The organism is Pelomonas sp. Root1444 (genome assembly GCF_001426885.1).
Lineage (GTDB): Bacteria > Pseudomonadota > Gammaproteobacteria > Burkholderiales > Burkholderiaceae_C > Pelomonas.
Genome location: NZ_LMFP01000013.1, coordinates 253,191 through 267,374 on the forward strand (window position 1 = coordinate 253,191; position 14,184 = coordinate 267,374).

13 protein-coding genes are annotated in these 14,184 nt (G+C 68.2%); all 13 read left to right on the top strand.

Annotated features, from left to right (window positions below; genetic code table 11):
• Positions 1-161: 161 nt before the first annotated feature.
• The 13 genes from ASD35_RS14715 to ASD35_RS14775 all read left to right on the top strand — a co-directional run bounded on the left by ASD35_RS14715 (position 162) and on the right by ASD35_RS14775 (position 14,026).
• The gene (locus ASD35_RS14715) at positions 162-1,091 is read left to right on the top strand and encodes a dihydrodipicolinate synthase family protein (RefSeq protein WP_056875692.1); all 930 of its coding nucleotides are present in this window, start codon (positions 162-164) and stop codon (positions 1,089-1,091) included.
• Positions 1,091-2,023, top strand: coding sequence for an arabinan endo-1,5-alpha-L-arabinosidase (locus tag ASD35_RS14720; RefSeq protein ID WP_056875693.1), 933 nt, complete (start codon positions 1,091-1,093; stop codon positions 2,021-2,023). Before ASD35_RS14715 ends, ASD35_RS14720 begins: the two co-directional genes overlap by 1 nt.
• Positions 2,024-2,039: 16 nt before the next feature.
• Complete coding sequence (locus ASD35_RS14725) at positions 2,040-3,131, top strand: ABC transporter ATP-binding protein (RefSeq protein WP_056875694.1); 1,092 nt, start codon at positions 2,040-2,042, stop codon at positions 3,129-3,131.
• 106 nt (positions 3,132-3,237) lie between these two features.
• Positions 3,238-4,128: a carbohydrate ABC transporter permease gene (locus ASD35_RS14730; RefSeq protein ID WP_056875695.1), complete on the top strand. Its 891-nt coding sequence runs from the start codon at positions 3,238-3,240 to the stop codon at positions 4,126-4,128.
• Complete coding sequence (locus ASD35_RS14735; protein WP_056875696.1) at positions 4,125-4,961, top strand: carbohydrate ABC transporter permease; 837 nt, start codon at positions 4,125-4,127, stop codon at positions 4,959-4,961. The genes ASD35_RS14730 and ASD35_RS14735 overlap by 4 nt, the downstream gene beginning before the upstream one ends.
• Complete coding sequence (locus ASD35_RS14740; protein ID WP_056875697.1) at positions 4,958-6,289, top strand: extracellular solute-binding protein; 1,332 nt, start codon at positions 4,958-4,960, stop codon at positions 6,287-6,289. The genes ASD35_RS14735 and ASD35_RS14740 overlap by 4 nt, the downstream gene beginning before the upstream one ends.
• A complete protein-coding gene (locus ASD35_RS14745; protein WP_056875698.1) occupies positions 6,286-7,812 on the top strand; it encodes an alpha-N-arabinofuranosidase in 1,527 nt (508 codons plus the stop codon). The genes ASD35_RS14740 and ASD35_RS14745 overlap by 4 nt, the downstream gene beginning before the upstream one ends.
• The gene (locus ASD35_RS14750; protein WP_056875699.1) at positions 7,809-8,753 is read left to right on the top strand and encodes a family 43 glycosylhydrolase; all 945 of its coding nucleotides are present in this window, start codon (positions 7,809-7,811) and stop codon (positions 8,751-8,753) included. Before ASD35_RS14745 ends, ASD35_RS14750 begins: the two co-directional genes overlap by 4 nt.
• 1 nt (position 8,754) lies before the next feature.
• Positions 8,755-10,650, top strand: a complete 1,896-nt coding sequence (locus tag ASD35_RS14755; protein ID WP_056875700.1) for a glycoside hydrolase family 97 protein — start codon at positions 8,755-8,757, stop codon at positions 10,648-10,650.
• Between the two features lie 29 nt (positions 10,651-10,679).
• Entirely contained in the window at positions 10,680-11,432 is a 753-nt protein-coding gene (locus tag ASD35_RS14760; protein ID WP_056875701.1) for a FadR/GntR family transcriptional regulator, read from the top strand.
• A gap of 13 nt (positions 11,433-11,445) precedes the next feature.
• Complete coding sequence (locus ASD35_RS14765) at positions 11,446-12,423, top strand: LysR family transcriptional regulator (protein ID WP_056875702.1); 978 nt, start codon at positions 11,446-11,448, stop codon at positions 12,421-12,423.
• Positions 12,424-12,552: 129 nt separating this feature from the next.
• Positions 12,553-13,176 carry a hypothetical protein gene (locus ASD35_RS14770; RefSeq protein ID WP_056875703.1) on the top strand — a complete coding sequence of 208 codons (624 nt, stop codon included), beginning with the start codon at positions 12,553-12,555 and terminating at the stop codon, positions 13,174-13,176.
• A gap of 16 nt (positions 13,177-13,192) precedes the next feature.
• A complete protein-coding gene (locus ASD35_RS14775) occupies positions 13,193-14,026 on the top strand; it encodes a sterol desaturase family protein (protein ID WP_056875704.1) in 834 nt (277 codons plus the stop codon).
• Positions 14,027-14,184 lie beyond the last annotated feature (158 nt).

Sequence of the window (14,184 nt, forward strand, 5' to 3'; positions counted from 1 at the left end):
TCATACTTTTTAGTTTGCAAAGTCGCCAAAGCACGGGTTAACCCCGATGATCTTGCATAAATAGTCATACTTTAATGAGAACTCGCCGGCAACCACAGCCGGGCCCGAAGCGCACGTCGGCGCTTGGCAATCAACCTCCCACCGAGACAAGGGACCGCATCATGAGCGCCTCCACCACCCGTCCTTACCGCGGCGTCTTCCCCGTCGTGCCGACCATCTTCCACGCCGACGGCACGCTGGACCTTCCCGGCCAGCTGCGCTGCGTGGACTTCATGATCGATGCCGGTTCCACGGGCCTGTGCATCCTGGCGAACTTCTCCGAGCAGTTCGTGCTGTCGGACGCCGAGCGCGAGACGCTGACGCGGGCGATCCTCGAACACGTCGCCGGCCGCGTGCCGGTCATCGTCACGACGACGCATTACTCGACGCAGATCTGCATCGAGCGCAGCCAGCTGGCTGAAGCGCTCGGCGCGGCCATGGTCATGGTGATGCCGCCGTACCACGGCGCCACCTTCCGCGTGTCGGAAGGCCAGATCGAAGGCTTCTACCAGCGCCTGTCCGACGCGATCTCGATTCCGATCATGATCCAGGACGCCCCGGTGGCCGGCACGCCGCTGTCGGTGCCCTTCCTGGCGCGCATGGCTTCAACAATAGCCAACGTGAAGTACTTCAAGCTGGAGATGCCGCAGGCGGCGGCCAAGATGCGCGAGCTGATCCGCGTCGGCGGCGCCGCCATCGAAGGCCCGTGGGACGGCGAGGAAGCCATCACGCTGCTGGCCGACCTGGACGCCGGCGCCACCGGCGCGATGACCGGCGGCGGCTTCCCGGACGGCATCCGCAAGATCTTCGACGCCTTCCACGCCGGTGACCGCGAGACGGCCGTCGTCGAGTACGGCCGCTGGCTGCCGCTGATCAACTACGAGAACCGCCAGGGCGGCATCCTGACCGCCAAGGCGCTGATGAAGGAAGGCGGCGTCATCCAGAGCGATGCCCCGCGCCACCCCTTCCCCGAGATGAGCCCCGAAACCCGCGCCGGCCTGCTGGACGCCGCCAAGCGACTCGATCCCCTCGTGCTCCGCTGGGGCAAGTAATGCGCGCGCTGTGGGCGCTGGTGGCGGCCCTCGCGCTGCTGCTGGCTGCACGCGTGGATGCCGTCGAACCACAGGCCGAGCCGGGCGCGCACGACCCGACGCTGCTGATCCAGCATGATCACTGGTTCGTCTTCACGACGGGCCGCGGCCTGCAGCGGCTGGAGTCGGCCGATGCGGGCAGGACCTGGCAACGTCTGGCACCCGTCTTCACCGCGCCGCCCGCCTGGTGGCTGGAGGCCGTGCCCGAGCACAAGGGCCTGGACGTCTGGGCGCCCAAGCTCTTCGAGCATCGCGGCCGCACCTGGGTGCTGTACTCGATCTCGACCTTCGGCAAGAACCGCTCGGCCATCGGCCTGGCCAGCAGCGCCGGGCCCGACGGCAACGACTGGCGCGACGAGGGCCTCGTCGTGGCCAGTACCGCCGCTGACGACTTCAACGCCATCGACCCCGACCTCTTCGCCGACACCGACGGCAGGCTGTGGCTGAGCTATGGCTCGTTCTGGGGCGGCATCCGCCTGACCGAGCTGAGCGCCGATACGCTGAAGCCCATCGGTGAATCGAGCTTCATCGCGCGCCGCAAGGGCGGCATCGAGGCGCCGACCCTCGTGCGCCACGGCGACTGGGTCTATCTGTTCGCCTCCTACGACCTGTGCTGCAAGGGCGCCAACAGCACCTACAACGTCCGCGTCGGCCGCGCCCGCAGCGTGACCGGGCCCTACCTGGACCGCGACGGCAAGAACCTGCTGGACGCGGGCGGAACCCCGCTGCTGGCGGGCGGCGCGCGCTGGAAGGGCCCGGGCCACCAGGACGTCGTCGGTGACTGGTTGGTGCACCACGCCTACGACACCGAGCGCGGCGGCAAGGCGCACCTGCGCATCAAGCGCCTGAGCTGGACGGCCGACGGCTGGCCTGTGATCCCTCAAGAAGAATGAACCGGAGACACCCACCGTGGCTGGCCTGAAGTTGGAGAACGTCTGCAAGCGCTATGGCGCGGTGCAGGTCATTGAGAACCTGTCGCTGGACGTGGCCGAAGGCGAGTTCGTCGTCTTCCTGGGCCCGTCGGGCTGCGGCAAAACCAGCCTGCTGCGCATGGTGGCGGGGCTGGAAGAGGTCAGCGGCGGCCGCATCCTCATCGGCGAGCGCGACGTGACCGTCGCGCCGCCGGGGCAGCGCAACCTGGCGATGGTGTTCCAGCACTACGCGCTGTACCCGCACATGAGCGTGCGCGAGAACCTCGCGTTCGGCTTGAAGAACATCGGCATCCCTGCCGACGAGATCGCCAGGCGCATCACCGAGTCGGCCCGCATGCTGGAGCTGGACTCGCTGCTGGACCGCAAGCCGGGGCAGCTGTCCGGCGGGCAGCGCCAGCGCGTCGCCATCGGCCGCGCGGTGGTGAAGGAGCCGGGCATCTTCCTGTTCGACGAACCACTGTCCAACCTCGACGCCGCGCTGCGCGGCCGCACGCGGCTGGAGCTGGCGCAGCTGCACCAGCGCCTGGGCGCGACGATGGTCTTCGTCACGCACGACCAGATCGAGGCGATGACGCTGGCCACGCGCATCGTCGTCATGAAGGGCGGGGCGATCGAGCAGGTGGCGACGCCGGCGGAGCTGTACCGCCGGCCGGCGACGCGCTTTGTCGCCAGCTTCATCGGCACGCCGGGGATGGGCTTTGTGCCGGTGCAACGCGCAGCGGACGAGCAGGGTCGTGCCGTCGTCACGGTGCCGGGCGGTGCTGCGGTGACGACGCGTGTTTCGGCCGATGGCCTGCCCGCGCAAGGCCTGGTGCTGGGCGTGCGACCGGAGAACCTGCGCGTGGCGGAGGTGGGTCCGCTGCGTGGGCGCGTCGAGTTGGTGGAGTTCCTGGGCGAGCGCACGCTGGCGCACCTGAAGCTGGAAGGCGACAGCCCGCTGATCGTCACGGTGCCGGCTGGGGTTTCGCCGGAGCTGGGCTCGCATGTCGCCGTCAGCGTGGATGTGGCCGAGGCGCATCTGTTCGACGAGAGCGGGCGTGCGCATCATGCGCAGGAGGCTTTGTCGTGAGTGCGGCGTCTCAGGCCAGGCCCAGCCGGGATTTCGTCCCGGCGGCCGCGGGGGCGAAATCCCCGCTGAGCCTCGGCACAAAGCCAAAGCGTCCGGAGCAACCCAAATGAGCGCGCCCACCGTCGGCCTCCGCGCCTCCCGCCCCGCCTACGCCCTCTTTGTCCTCCCCTTCGTCGCGCTCTACGTGCTGCTGCTCCTCTGGCCCCTCGCCAAGGGCATCTGGATCAGCTTCCACGACCACGACCTGCTGTCCAACGACAGCTTCTGGGTGGGCCTGGGCAACTACCAGGAGCTGTGGGGCGACGAGGTCTTCCACCAGGTCGTGTGGAACACCCTCCGCTTCGTGCTCATCAGCACGCCGATCTTCGTGATCCTGTCGCTGATGCTCGCCCTGGCGCTGAACCGCACAGGCAAGCTCGCCACCTTCCTGCGCGCCACCTTCTTCTGCGCCTCCGTCTTCTCGGTGACGCTGATCACGCTCGTGTGGAAGCTCGCGCTCATGCCCGAACGCGGCCTCATCGCGCAGTTCTTCGCCGCGCTGGGCCTGCCGGAACTGCCGCTGCTGACCAGTGACAACCTCGCCCTGCTCACCGTGGCCCTCGTCACCGTCTGGTGGATCATCGGCCTGCCGATGATCATGTTCCTGTCGGCGCTGCAGCAGATCCCGTCGGACATCTACGAGGCCGCAGCGCTCGACAACACCTCCAGATGGCGCGTGCTCACGCACATCACGCTGCCCAGCTTGAAGCGTGCCATCGTGCTGGTGGCGCTGATCGAGGTGATCCGCCAGTTCCAGGTCTTCCCGCAGATCATGCTGATGACCAACGGCGGGCCCAACAACACGACGCGCTCGGTCGTGCAGTTCATCTACGAACAGGCCTTCATGCAGCTCTCGCTGGGCTACGCCACCGCCGCGTCGCAGGTGCTGCTGGCCATCATGCTGGTGGGCGTCTCCACGCAGCTCTGGCTGGAACGCGACAAGAAAGGTCAGCGATGAACCCGTTGCTCAGACGCGGTTGGTTCGACCGCGCCGTCATGGCCGCGCTCACGCTGCTGGCCCTCGCCTGGATGGCACCGCTGCTGTGGGTGCTGGCGCTGTCCTTCAAGCCCAACGAATTCCTGCTGACGCGCACCGACGTCTTCCTGGCGCCGCCCTACACGCTGGCCAACTACCTGGACATCCTGCAGACCTCGCAGGTGTTCCGCTGGCTGGGCAACAGCGCGCTGGTCGCGCTGCTGCAGACGGTTGGCGTGCTGGTGCTGTCGTCGCTGGCGGGCTATGGCTTCGCGCGCTGCGAGTTCCCGGGCCGCAAGTGGCTGTTCGCCCTCGTCATGTTCGGCCTGGCCGTGCCGGCGCAGTCGGTCTTCATCCCGCTGCACCGGCTGTTCTCGGAGTGGAACCTGCAGAACACGATAGCCGGCCTGACGCTGCCAGGCCTGGCCGCGCCCTTCGGCGTCTACCTGATGACGCAGTATTTCAAGGCCATCCCGGCCGAGCTGGAAGAGGCCGCGCTGCTGGACAACGCCTCGCGCTTCAAGACCTTCCTGACCATCATCCTGCCGCTGACGCTGCCGGCGCAGGCCACGCTCGGCATCTTCACCTTCCTGGCCTGCTGGAACGACTACCTCTGGCCGCTGGTCATCGCGACGCAGCCGGACATGTACACGCTCACACGCGGCCTCGCGTCGACGCAGACCAACTTCGCGCAGTCTGAAGGTTTGGGCTTCCTGATGGCGCAGGCCGTGTTCGCGGGCATGCCGGCGCTGATGCTGTATCTCTTCTTCCAACGCCACCTGGTGACGGCCGTGGCGGGGACGGGCAAGTCATGAAGCGCCTGCTCATCTGTCTCTCTGCCACGCTGCTCGCGGCCTGTGGCGCGCGCACGCCCGAGGCCGGCAAGACCGAGATCACGCTGATGCGCTTCTTCGGCAGCTGCGAGGCGCAGTACGGCCAGGTCGTGAAGACCGCCGAAGGCGTCGGCGAATGCGGCATCGTCACGGCGCTGGTCAACGAGTTCAATGCGACCAACACCGACGGCATCGTCGTGAAGACGCAGATCGGCGAGTGGGGCCCGTACTACGACCAGCTCACCGCGCGCCTCGTCGCCAAGGACATCCCGGCCGTCGCCGTCATGCACGAGTCGGCGCTGGGCGACTACGTGCGTCGCAAGCTGGTGCTGCCGCTGGACGAGGACTTCAAGCGGGTCGGCGTGCCGGTGGACGACTTCACCGAACACGCACGCCGCGGCACCTCGTTCAACGGCCAGACCTACGCCTTGCCTTTCGACACCTGGGCCTGGCTCTGGCACATCAACACCGGGCTGATGAAGCAGGCGGGGCTCACGGGCGCAGACGGGCAGCCGGCGCTGCCACGCTCGCCCGACGAGCTGCTGGCGCAGGCGCGGCAGTTCAAGCAGCGCACCGGCAAGCCCTACTTCGCCTGGGCAGTGGCGAATGAAACCGCAGCCAACGACCGCACCTTCTTGACGCTGGTGGCGCAGCAGAACGCCCGGCTGTTCTCCGCCGACGGCAAGACCATCGACATGCACCAGCCCGCCGTCGTCAACGCGCTGACCTTGATGCAGATGCTGTACCGCGAGGGCCATGTGCGACCCAACCTCGACTACGCCGCCGCCAACCAGGCCTTCCTGAACGGCGAGGCGGGCGTCGTGGTCGTCGGCACCTGGACGATCGACCAGTTCCTGCGCGAATCGCAAAAGCCCGAGTCCAAGCTCAAGGGCGCCTACACGGTGAAGCCCTTCCCGCAGCTCTACGAGAAGCCCGCCGTGTTCGCGGACGGCCATTCGTGGGCGCTGTTCAAGGGTGGGACGCAGGACGCCAAGGCGCACGAGGCGGCGGTCAAGTTCCTGAAGTTCGTCTGGGACCACAGCGCCGAGTGGTCGCGCACGGGCCACCTGCCGGTCAGCAAGACCGTGGCGCAGAGCGAAGCCTTCCGCGCGCTGCCGCTGCGAGCGGCGCTGACGGAGATCACGCAGACCGGCGTCGGCATGCCCGGCAACGTGCCCACGCAGCGCGGCATCGAACTGCTGATCGGCGAGGACGTGGCCAACGTGATGATCTCGGGCAAGCCGGTCGCCGAGGTGCAGGCCAGCGTCGAGAAGCGGGTCAACAAAGCGCTGAAGAAAGCCCGCAGATGACCTTTGAAGCCTCATTGATCGTCGACCGCGACTTCGACCTCGCGCCGCTGGACCGCCGCCTCTTCGGCGTGTTCGTCGAGCACCTCGGGCGCTGCGTCTACAACGGCATCCACGAGCCGGGCCACCCGACAGCCGACGAGCACGGCTTCCGTAACGACGTCGCCGAGCTGACCAAGGAACTGGGCGCCACCATCGTGCGCTACCCCGGCGGCAACTTCATGTCGGGCTACGACTGGGAAGACGGCGTCGGCCCCAGGGACCAGCGCCCGCGCCGGCTGGACCTGGCCTGGTTCTCCACCGAGACCAACCAGGTCGGCACGCACGAGTTCATGGCCTGGTGCCGCAAGGTCGGCATAGAGCCGATGTTCGGCGTCAACCTCGGCACGCGCGGGCCTGACGAGGCGCGCCACTACCTCGAATACTGCAACCACCCCGGCGGCACGGCGCTGTCGGACCTGCGCCGCGCGCACGGCGCCGAGGAGCCGCTGGGCATCAAGTTCTGGTGCCTGGGCAACGAGATGGACGGCCCCTGGCAGATCTGCCAGAAGACGCCGGACGAGTACGGCCGCATCGCCAAGGAGACCGCCAAGCTGATGCGCTGGGTGGACCCGAGCATCGAGCTGGCCGCCTGCGGCTCGTCGGCCTACGACATGCCGACCTACGGCGCGTGGGAAGACCGCGTGCTGGAGCATTGCTTCGAGTTCGTCGACTACCTGTCGCTGCACAGCTATTTCGTGAAGCCGCCGGCGGACACGTCCACCGAAAGCTTCTTCGCGCAGATCGAGACGAATGCGCGCTACATCGAGGACACGGTGGCGATTGCGGACTCGGTCGCGACGCGCAAGCGCTCCAGCAAGCGCCTGAAGCTGTCCTTCGACGAATGGAACGTCTGGTACCGCGCCCGCCACGGCGAGCATTTGCGCCAGACCGGCTGGCCCGAGGCGCCGCGGCTGCTGGAAGAGGTCTACACGGCCGAGGACGCGCTGCTCATCGGCGGCATGCTGACGATGTTCATGAACCATGCGGACCGGCTCAAGGTCGCCTGCATGGCGCAGCTGTGCAACGTCATCGCGCCCATCATGACCGAGCCCGGCGGGCCGGCCTGGCGGCAGACCATCTTCCATCCCTTCGCGCAGGCGGCGCGCTGGGCGCATGGCGATGTGTTGCGCTCCATCGTGAAGTCGCCCGGCTATGCCAATGCCCGCCATGGCGAGCTGCCCTATCTGTGCGCCAGCGTCGTCGACGATTCGGCCACGGGGCAGACCGCCGTGTTCCTGCTGAACCGCAGCCTCACCGACGAGATGGAGCTGTCCATCACGCTGCGCGGCCTTGGGTCAGACCGCCAGCTGGTGCAGGCCGAGCAACTGCACGCGACGGACCTGAACGCCACCAACACCGTCGACGCGCCCGACCGCGTCGCGCCTCAAGCCTTGGGCGGCGTCGCCATCGCCGGCGAGCAACTGCGCGTGACGCTCAAGCCCGCCTCCTGGAACGTCATCGTCACCCGAGCCGCCCGCACATGAACTGGCACAACCCCCTGATAGCCCAGCGCGCCGACCCGCAGATCAGCCTCGTCGATGGGCGCTATTGGTTCACCGCCTCGGTGCCCAGCTACGACGCCATCGAGGTCCGCAGCGCCGACAGCATCGCCGGCCTGGCCACCGCCACGCCCAAGGTGATCTGGACCAAGCACGAGAGCGGCCCGGCGAGCTTCCACGTCTGGGCGCCCGAGCTGCACCGCATCGACGGCCGCTGGTATGTCTACTTCGCGGCCAGTGAGCGCGACGACATTTGGAAGCTGCGCATGTACGTCCTCGAATGCGAGGGCGACGACCCATTGCAAGACTCGTGGGTGGAGCGCGGCCAGATCGCCACGCCCGAGGAAGGCTTCTCGCTGGACGCGACGCCCTTCGAGCACCGCGGCCGGCGCTTCCTCTGCTGGGCGCAGAAGAGCCCGCCGACGGAGAGCAACCTCTACCTCGCCGAGATGGCCAACCCGTGGACCTTGAAGACCGAGCCGGTCATCATCACGCGCCCCGAGCTGGCCTGGGAGCGCATCGGCTTCTGCGTCAACGAGGGGCCCGCCGTGCTGAAACGCAATGGCCGCGTCTTCATCGCCTACTCGGCTGCCGCGACCGATGCGAACTACTGCATGGGCCTCCTGTGGGCCGACGAGAACGCCGACCTGCTGGCCGGCCACAGCTGGCACAAGTCGCCCACGCCGGTGTTCACGACCGACGAGTCGGTGAGCCAGTTCGGCCCCGGCCACAACAGCTTCACGACGACGCCCGACGGCCAGACCGACCTGCTGGTCTATCACGCCCGCAACTACCGTGACATCGTCGGTGACCCGCTCAACGACCCCAACCGCCACACGCGCGTGCAGGCCTTCGGCTGGCGCGATGACGGCTTCCCCGACTTCGGCACGCCGGTCGCCGATGGGCCTTATTCCCTCGGAGACTGACATGCGCCTCATCGCTTCGTTGCTGCTCGCCATCCCTGCGCTCGCCCAGGCCTTGAACAGCCCCGACGGCCAGCTGCAGGTCGACGTGTCGGTCAATGCCGACCAGCAGCTCGTCTACACGGTGCAGCGCGCCGGCCAGCCGGTGCTGCTGGCGTCGCGGCTCGGCCTGGTGCTGGAGCAGGGCGACCTTGCCAACGGGCTCAAGCTCGTGTCCACGTCGCCGGTGAAGGCCCACCGCGAGCAGTACACGCTGGCCGCGGGCAAGAAGAGCCGCGTGGACTACCGCGCCAACGAGCAAACCTTCGCCGTGGCCAACGCGGCCGGGCAGCGGCTGCTGCTGACGGTGCGCGCCTCCGACGACGGCGTGGCCTTCCGCTACGCGGTGCCCGGCGCGGGCCGCAAGCAGTTCAAGGACGAGCTGACGAGCTTCGCCTTCGCACCCGAGGCGCGCGCCTGGCTTCAGCCCATGGCGCTCGCCAAGTCGGGCTACAGCCGCGTGAACCCGTCCTACGAAGAGCACTACCAGATGGGCATCGCCGTCGGCACGCCGTCGCCCATCCCGGCCGGCTGGGTCTTCCCGGCGCTGTTCCGCAGCGGCGACAACTGGGTGGCGCTGACCGAGGCCGGCATGGACGGCCGCTTCCACGCGTCGCGCCTGCAGGCCGACTCGACCGGCGGCGTCTACCGCATCGGCCTGCCCGATGCGAGCGAGGTCTTCACCGGCGGCCACCTGCTGGCGCAAGCCGATGGCCCGCTGACCACCCCCTGGCGCGTGCTCGCCATCGGCCCGCTGAAGACGGTCATGGAATCCACCCTCGGCACAGACCTCGCCGCCCCTGCGGTGCGCTTCGACAACGCCCGGCTCAAGCCCGGCCATGCGTCCTGGAGCTGGGCGCTGCTGAAGGACGAGGCCACCGTCTTCGACGTGCAAAAGCGCTTCATCGACTACGCCGCCGACATGGGCTGGAACTACACGCTGGTGGACGCCGAGTGGGACCGCCAGATCGGCGACGCCAAGATGAAGGCACTGGCGGACTACGGCAAGACCAAGGGCGTCGGCCTGCTGGCTTGGTACAACTCCGCCGGCGACTGGAACGACACGCCGCAGACGCCCCGCGGCGCGCTGCTGACGCGCGCCGACCGGCAACGCGAATTCGCGCGCATGAAGGCCATGGGCATGGCCGGCCTGAAGGTGGACTTCTTCGGCGGAGACGGCGCCTCCATGCAGGCGTATTACGTGGACCTGCTGAAGGAGTCCGCGGCGGCCGGCCTGCTGATGAACTTCCACGGCGCCACGCTGCCGCGCGGTTGGAGCCGCACCTACCCCCACCTGATGACCGTCGAGGCGGTGCGCGGCCTCGAGTTCACCACCTTCACGCAGGAGGACCAGGACGCCGTCGCCCCGCACGCCGCGATGGTGCCCTTCACGCGCAACCTGTTCGACCCCATGGACTTCACGCCCATGGTGTTCGGCGACATCCCCAACATCAAGCGCACCACGCGCAATGGCTTCGAGCTGGCGCAGAGCGTGCTGTTCCTATCGGGCATCCAGCACTACGCCGAGACGCCCGAGGGCATGGCCACGGTGCCCGCGTATGTGAAGGGATTGCTGCGCGAGCTGCCGCGCCATTGGGACGAAGTGCGCTTCCTCGACGGCGAGCCGGGCAAGTACGTCGTGCTGGCGCGCCGCGCCGGCAAGCAGTGGTTCATCGCCGGCCTGAACGCCGACGACACGCCGCGCGACCTGCAGCTGGACCTGGCCTGGCTGGGCGCGCGCGAAGGCCAGCTCATCACCGACGGCGCGGGCGCGCGCGAGTTCGCCGAAAGCCGGCTCGCGGCACCCGCGGCCAAGCTGACGCTGGCTCCCAAGGGCGGCTTTGTCGCGCGCTTTCGATAATGAAAGCTTTAGCGACAAGCCTGGCGCAGATGCGAACCCGAGCGGACCACTCCACCTACAGCGCCCAGCCCGAGGGCAAGAGCCAGCACGGCCGCATCGTCGGCGAGCTGGGCCAGGCCATCGTGGGCGGCGAGCTGCAGCCCGGCGACAAGCTGCCGCCCGAGGCCCAGCTGCTGGAGCGCTACGAGATCAGCCGCCCCGTGCTGCGCGAGGCGGTGCGCGTGCTGGTCGCCAAGGGCCTGGTGGTGTCGCGCCAGCGCGCCGGCGCCATCGTGCGGCCGCGCAACGAATGGCACCTGCTGGATCCCGACGTGCTGTACTGGCTCATCCAGGCCCGGCCGCAGCACGACTTCGTGCAGACGCTGCTGGAGGTGCGCCAGATCTTCGAGCCCGCGGCCGCGGCACTCGCCGCGCGCGCCGCGACGGACGAGCAGCTGAGCTCGATCGCCGCCGCCTACGAAGGCATGGCCGCGGCGCGCACGACCGAGGAGCTGCTGGAGCCCGACCTGGCCTTCCACCGCCGCATCGCCGAGGCCACCGGCAACGACTTGCTGGCCTACATCGGCAACATGCTGTCGCTGGCGCTGCGCGAATCCATCATCCTGTCCAGCCAGCTGCCCAACACGCACGAGCTCTCGCTGCCGCGCCACAAGGCCATCCTGACCGCGCTGCAAGCCCGCGACCCGCTCGGCGCCCGCCAGGCGACGCTGGTGCAGCTGGACGAGACCGGCGATGACATCAACAGCGTGCTGGCCAGCGATGGCCGGGTCAATCTTGCTTAGGAAAGTCACCCCCATGGCCCGCGACGAAGATGACGACAGCGGCCTGACCGACGCCAGCCCCAACCCCAACTGGTTCCTGCGCGCGCGGCTGAAGACGCGCCAGCTGCTGCTGCTGATCGCGCTCGACGACGAGCGCAACATCCACCGCGCCGCCGAGGTGCTGTGCATGACCCAGCCGGCGGCCTCCAAGCAGCTCAAGGACCTGGAGGACATGCTGGACGTGAAGCTTTTCGAGCGCCACCCGCGCGGCATGGAGCCCACGCTCTACGGCGAGACCATGATCCGCCATGCCCGCATGGCGCTCACGTCGCTGTCGGCCGCACATGACGACATCGTGGCGCTGAAGAACGGCCTCTCCGGCCAGGTGGAAGTGGGCGTCATCATGACCCCGGCCATGGGCCTGCTGCCGCGCGCCATCTCGCGCATTAAGCTGCAGGCACCCAAGCTGCGCATCGGCGTGCACATGGAGGCCAGCAAGGTGCTGCTGGACATGCTGCAGCGGGGCAAGCTGGACTTCATGATCGGCCGCATCGTCGAGGAGGAAGGCGCGGCCGGCATGCACTACGAGGAGCTGACGGTGGAGCCCGCCTGCGCGGTGGCGCGTGTGGGGCATCCGCTGCTCAGGTCCGACAACCTCAAGCTCGCGGATCTGGCGAATCAACCATGGATATTGCCGCCGCAGGGCAGCGTGCTGCGCCATCGGTGGGAGCTGATGTTCCGCCGCGCCGAACTGGAGCCGCCGGCCAATGTGGTCGACACGACGGCGTTGCTGTTGATCACCGCATTGCTGCAGCAGACCGATTCGCTGCACGTGATGCCCGTCGAGGTGGCGCGCTATTACGCGTCGCTGAACGTGCTGGCGATCCTGCCGATCGAGTTGCCGTGCCACATGGACGCGTTCGGGATCATCACGCGTGAAGGGCACCTGATGTCGCCGGGGGCGAGGCAGTTGCTGCACGAGGTGCGGCTGGCGGCGCGTGATCTGTATTGAGGATGGCGGGTGGGCGTTTCCTCGACATCCCCCACGAACCGCACCCGCGCGCCCTGAGGACTAGGGGTTGTGCCGGCCCAAGGCCGGCGTAGTGTCCGCGGCTTGTCAACCCAACGATGGTGGTCCGAGATGGTGTTCAAACATCTGCCTTGGCTCCTCGTCGCGCCGCTGATGGCGCACGCCGCGGACAGCCTGGTCATCAACGGCTCGATGAACTTCTCCGGCGCGGGCCCGCCCACGGGGTGGGCGGTGCTGGTGCCGGGCGGTGAATCGTGGCACTCCTTCGAGAACCATCCGAGCCCGGAAGGGGGCGCCTATTTCGGCATCCAGGACCTCGACGCGTTCTCGCCGCGATTCAATGCAGGCGGCATCACGCAGCTCGTGTCGGGGCTGGAAGTCGGCACCAGCTACCAGCTGAGCTTCTTCTCGATGTCCAACCACACGTCCCTCAGCCCCGGCGCGATGCAGCGGTGGGCCGTCACGTTCGGCACGCAGACGAAGGCGGGGCAACAGACGTCGGCGAGCGACGCCACGTGGGTGCAGTCGACGATGACCTTCACCGCCACAGCGACGGTGCAGGCGCTGACCTTCGCGGCCGAGTTCCTGCCGGGTTCTTATCCGGAGATCCTCAATCTCGATGGGGTCACGCTGAGCGCGGCGGCGGTGCCTGAAGTCTCGATTCAGCACCTGCTCGCGGCGGGGCTGGCGGGCCTGGGCTGGCTGAAACTGCGGCGCCGCAGGGCGACCCCTTAGCCAAGGCGTCTCGCACTTGAGCCAGGTCTGGCAGCAGTGGCAGGCGCTGGCGGCGTCGTTGCCGCACAAGGCGCTGGGGCTGGCCGCCTGGTTGCTGGCCATGGCGGTGGTGTTCGGCCTGCTGGAGCGCCGCTTCCCGGTCCGCCGCCAACGCTTCCTGCGCGAGAACATGGCGCAGGACGTCGGCTACTACTTCCTCGGCGGCCTGCTGCCGCCGTTCCTGACGGTGGCGGCAACGGCGGCCCTGGCCTGGTTCGTCAGCGGGCTCGTGCCGGCGTCCTTCTACGCCTGGGTCGCCAGCCTGCCGTTCGCGGTGCGCGTGGGCGCGATGGTGCTGCTGGGCGACGTGGCGTTCTACTGGGCGCATCGCTGGTCTCATGAGAACGAATGGCTGTGGCGATTGCACGCCGTGCATCACAGCCCGACGGAACTGGACTGGCTGGTGAACACGCGCGCCCATCCGCTGGACCTGGTGTTCGCGCGCGCGGTGTCGGCGGTGCCCATCGTGGTGCTGGGTGTTCGGCAGGGCAACGACGGGCTGGACGCGGCTGTTGCGGTCTACCTCACGCTCACCACGCTGTGGGCGTTCTTCGTGCACACCAACCTGAAGTGGCGCCTGGGCTGGCTGGAACAACTCATCGTGACGCCCGCCTTTCACCATTGGCATCACGCCAACATGCCCGGCACGCTGAACAAGAACTACGCGTCCTTGTTCCCCTGGATCGACCGTGTGTTCGGCACTTACCACTTGCCGGCACAGCAGTTCCCGCTGTCGTACGGTGCCGACCGGGAGCTGCCGGAGACATTGGGAAAGCAGTTGGTCAGCCCGTTCAGACGGCGGCTGGGCTGAGCCGGTCGTCGGCGTCCTGAGCCGTTGACCGCAGCGCGCTGGGGCATCCATCGCACCACCGGCCCGCCTGACGCCGGCCGCACGCCGGGCTCACCGGTCACGCGAAGACAGCGTCGCCCGGGCGACGCGGCGGTTCTGTGTTGGCGAGCCCTGAGCCG

Excerpts from the sequence above, each read along its gene's own strand:
- ASD35_RS14750 (WP_056875699.1), top strand. The coding sequence starts at position 7,809 with ATGAACTGGCACAACCCCCTGATAGCCCAGCGCGCCGACCCGCAGATC.
- ASD35_RS14770 (WP_056875703.1), top strand. The coding sequence starts at position 12,553 with ATGGTGTTCAAACATCTGCCTTGGCTCCTCGTCGCGCCGCTGATGGCG.
- ASD35_RS14760 (WP_056875701.1), top strand. The coding sequence starts at position 10,680 with ATGCGAACCCGAGCGGACCACTCCACCTACAGCGCCCAGCCCGAGGGC.
- ASD35_RS14740 (WP_056875697.1), top strand. The coding sequence starts at position 4,958 with ATGAAGCGCCTGCTCATCTGTCTCTCTGCCACGCTGCTCGCGGCCTGT.
- ASD35_RS14745 (WP_056875698.1), top strand. The coding sequence starts at position 6,286 with ATGACCTTTGAAGCCTCATTGATCGTCGACCGCGACTTCGACCTCGCG.
- ASD35_RS14715 (WP_056875692.1), top strand. The coding sequence starts at position 162 with ATGAGCGCCTCCACCACCCGTCCTTACCGCGGCGTCTTCCCCGTCGTG.
- ASD35_RS14755 (WP_056875700.1), top strand. The coding sequence starts at position 8,755 with ATGCGCCTCATCGCTTCGTTGCTGCTCGCCATCCCTGCGCTCGCCCAG.
- ASD35_RS14735 (WP_056875696.1), top strand. The coding sequence starts at position 4,125 with ATGAACCCGTTGCTCAGACGCGGTTGGTTCGACCGCGCCGTCATGGCC.
- ASD35_RS14730 (WP_056875695.1), top strand. The coding sequence starts at position 3,238 with ATGAGCGCGCCCACCGTCGGCCTCCGCGCCTCCCGCCCCGCCTACGCC.
- ASD35_RS14765 (WP_056875702.1), top strand. The coding sequence starts at position 11,446 with ATGGCCCGCGACGAAGATGACGACAGCGGCCTGACCGACGCCAGCCCC.
- ASD35_RS14720 (WP_056875693.1), top strand. The coding sequence starts at position 1,091 with ATGCGCGCGCTGTGGGCGCTGGTGGCGGCCCTCGCGCTGCTGCTGGCT.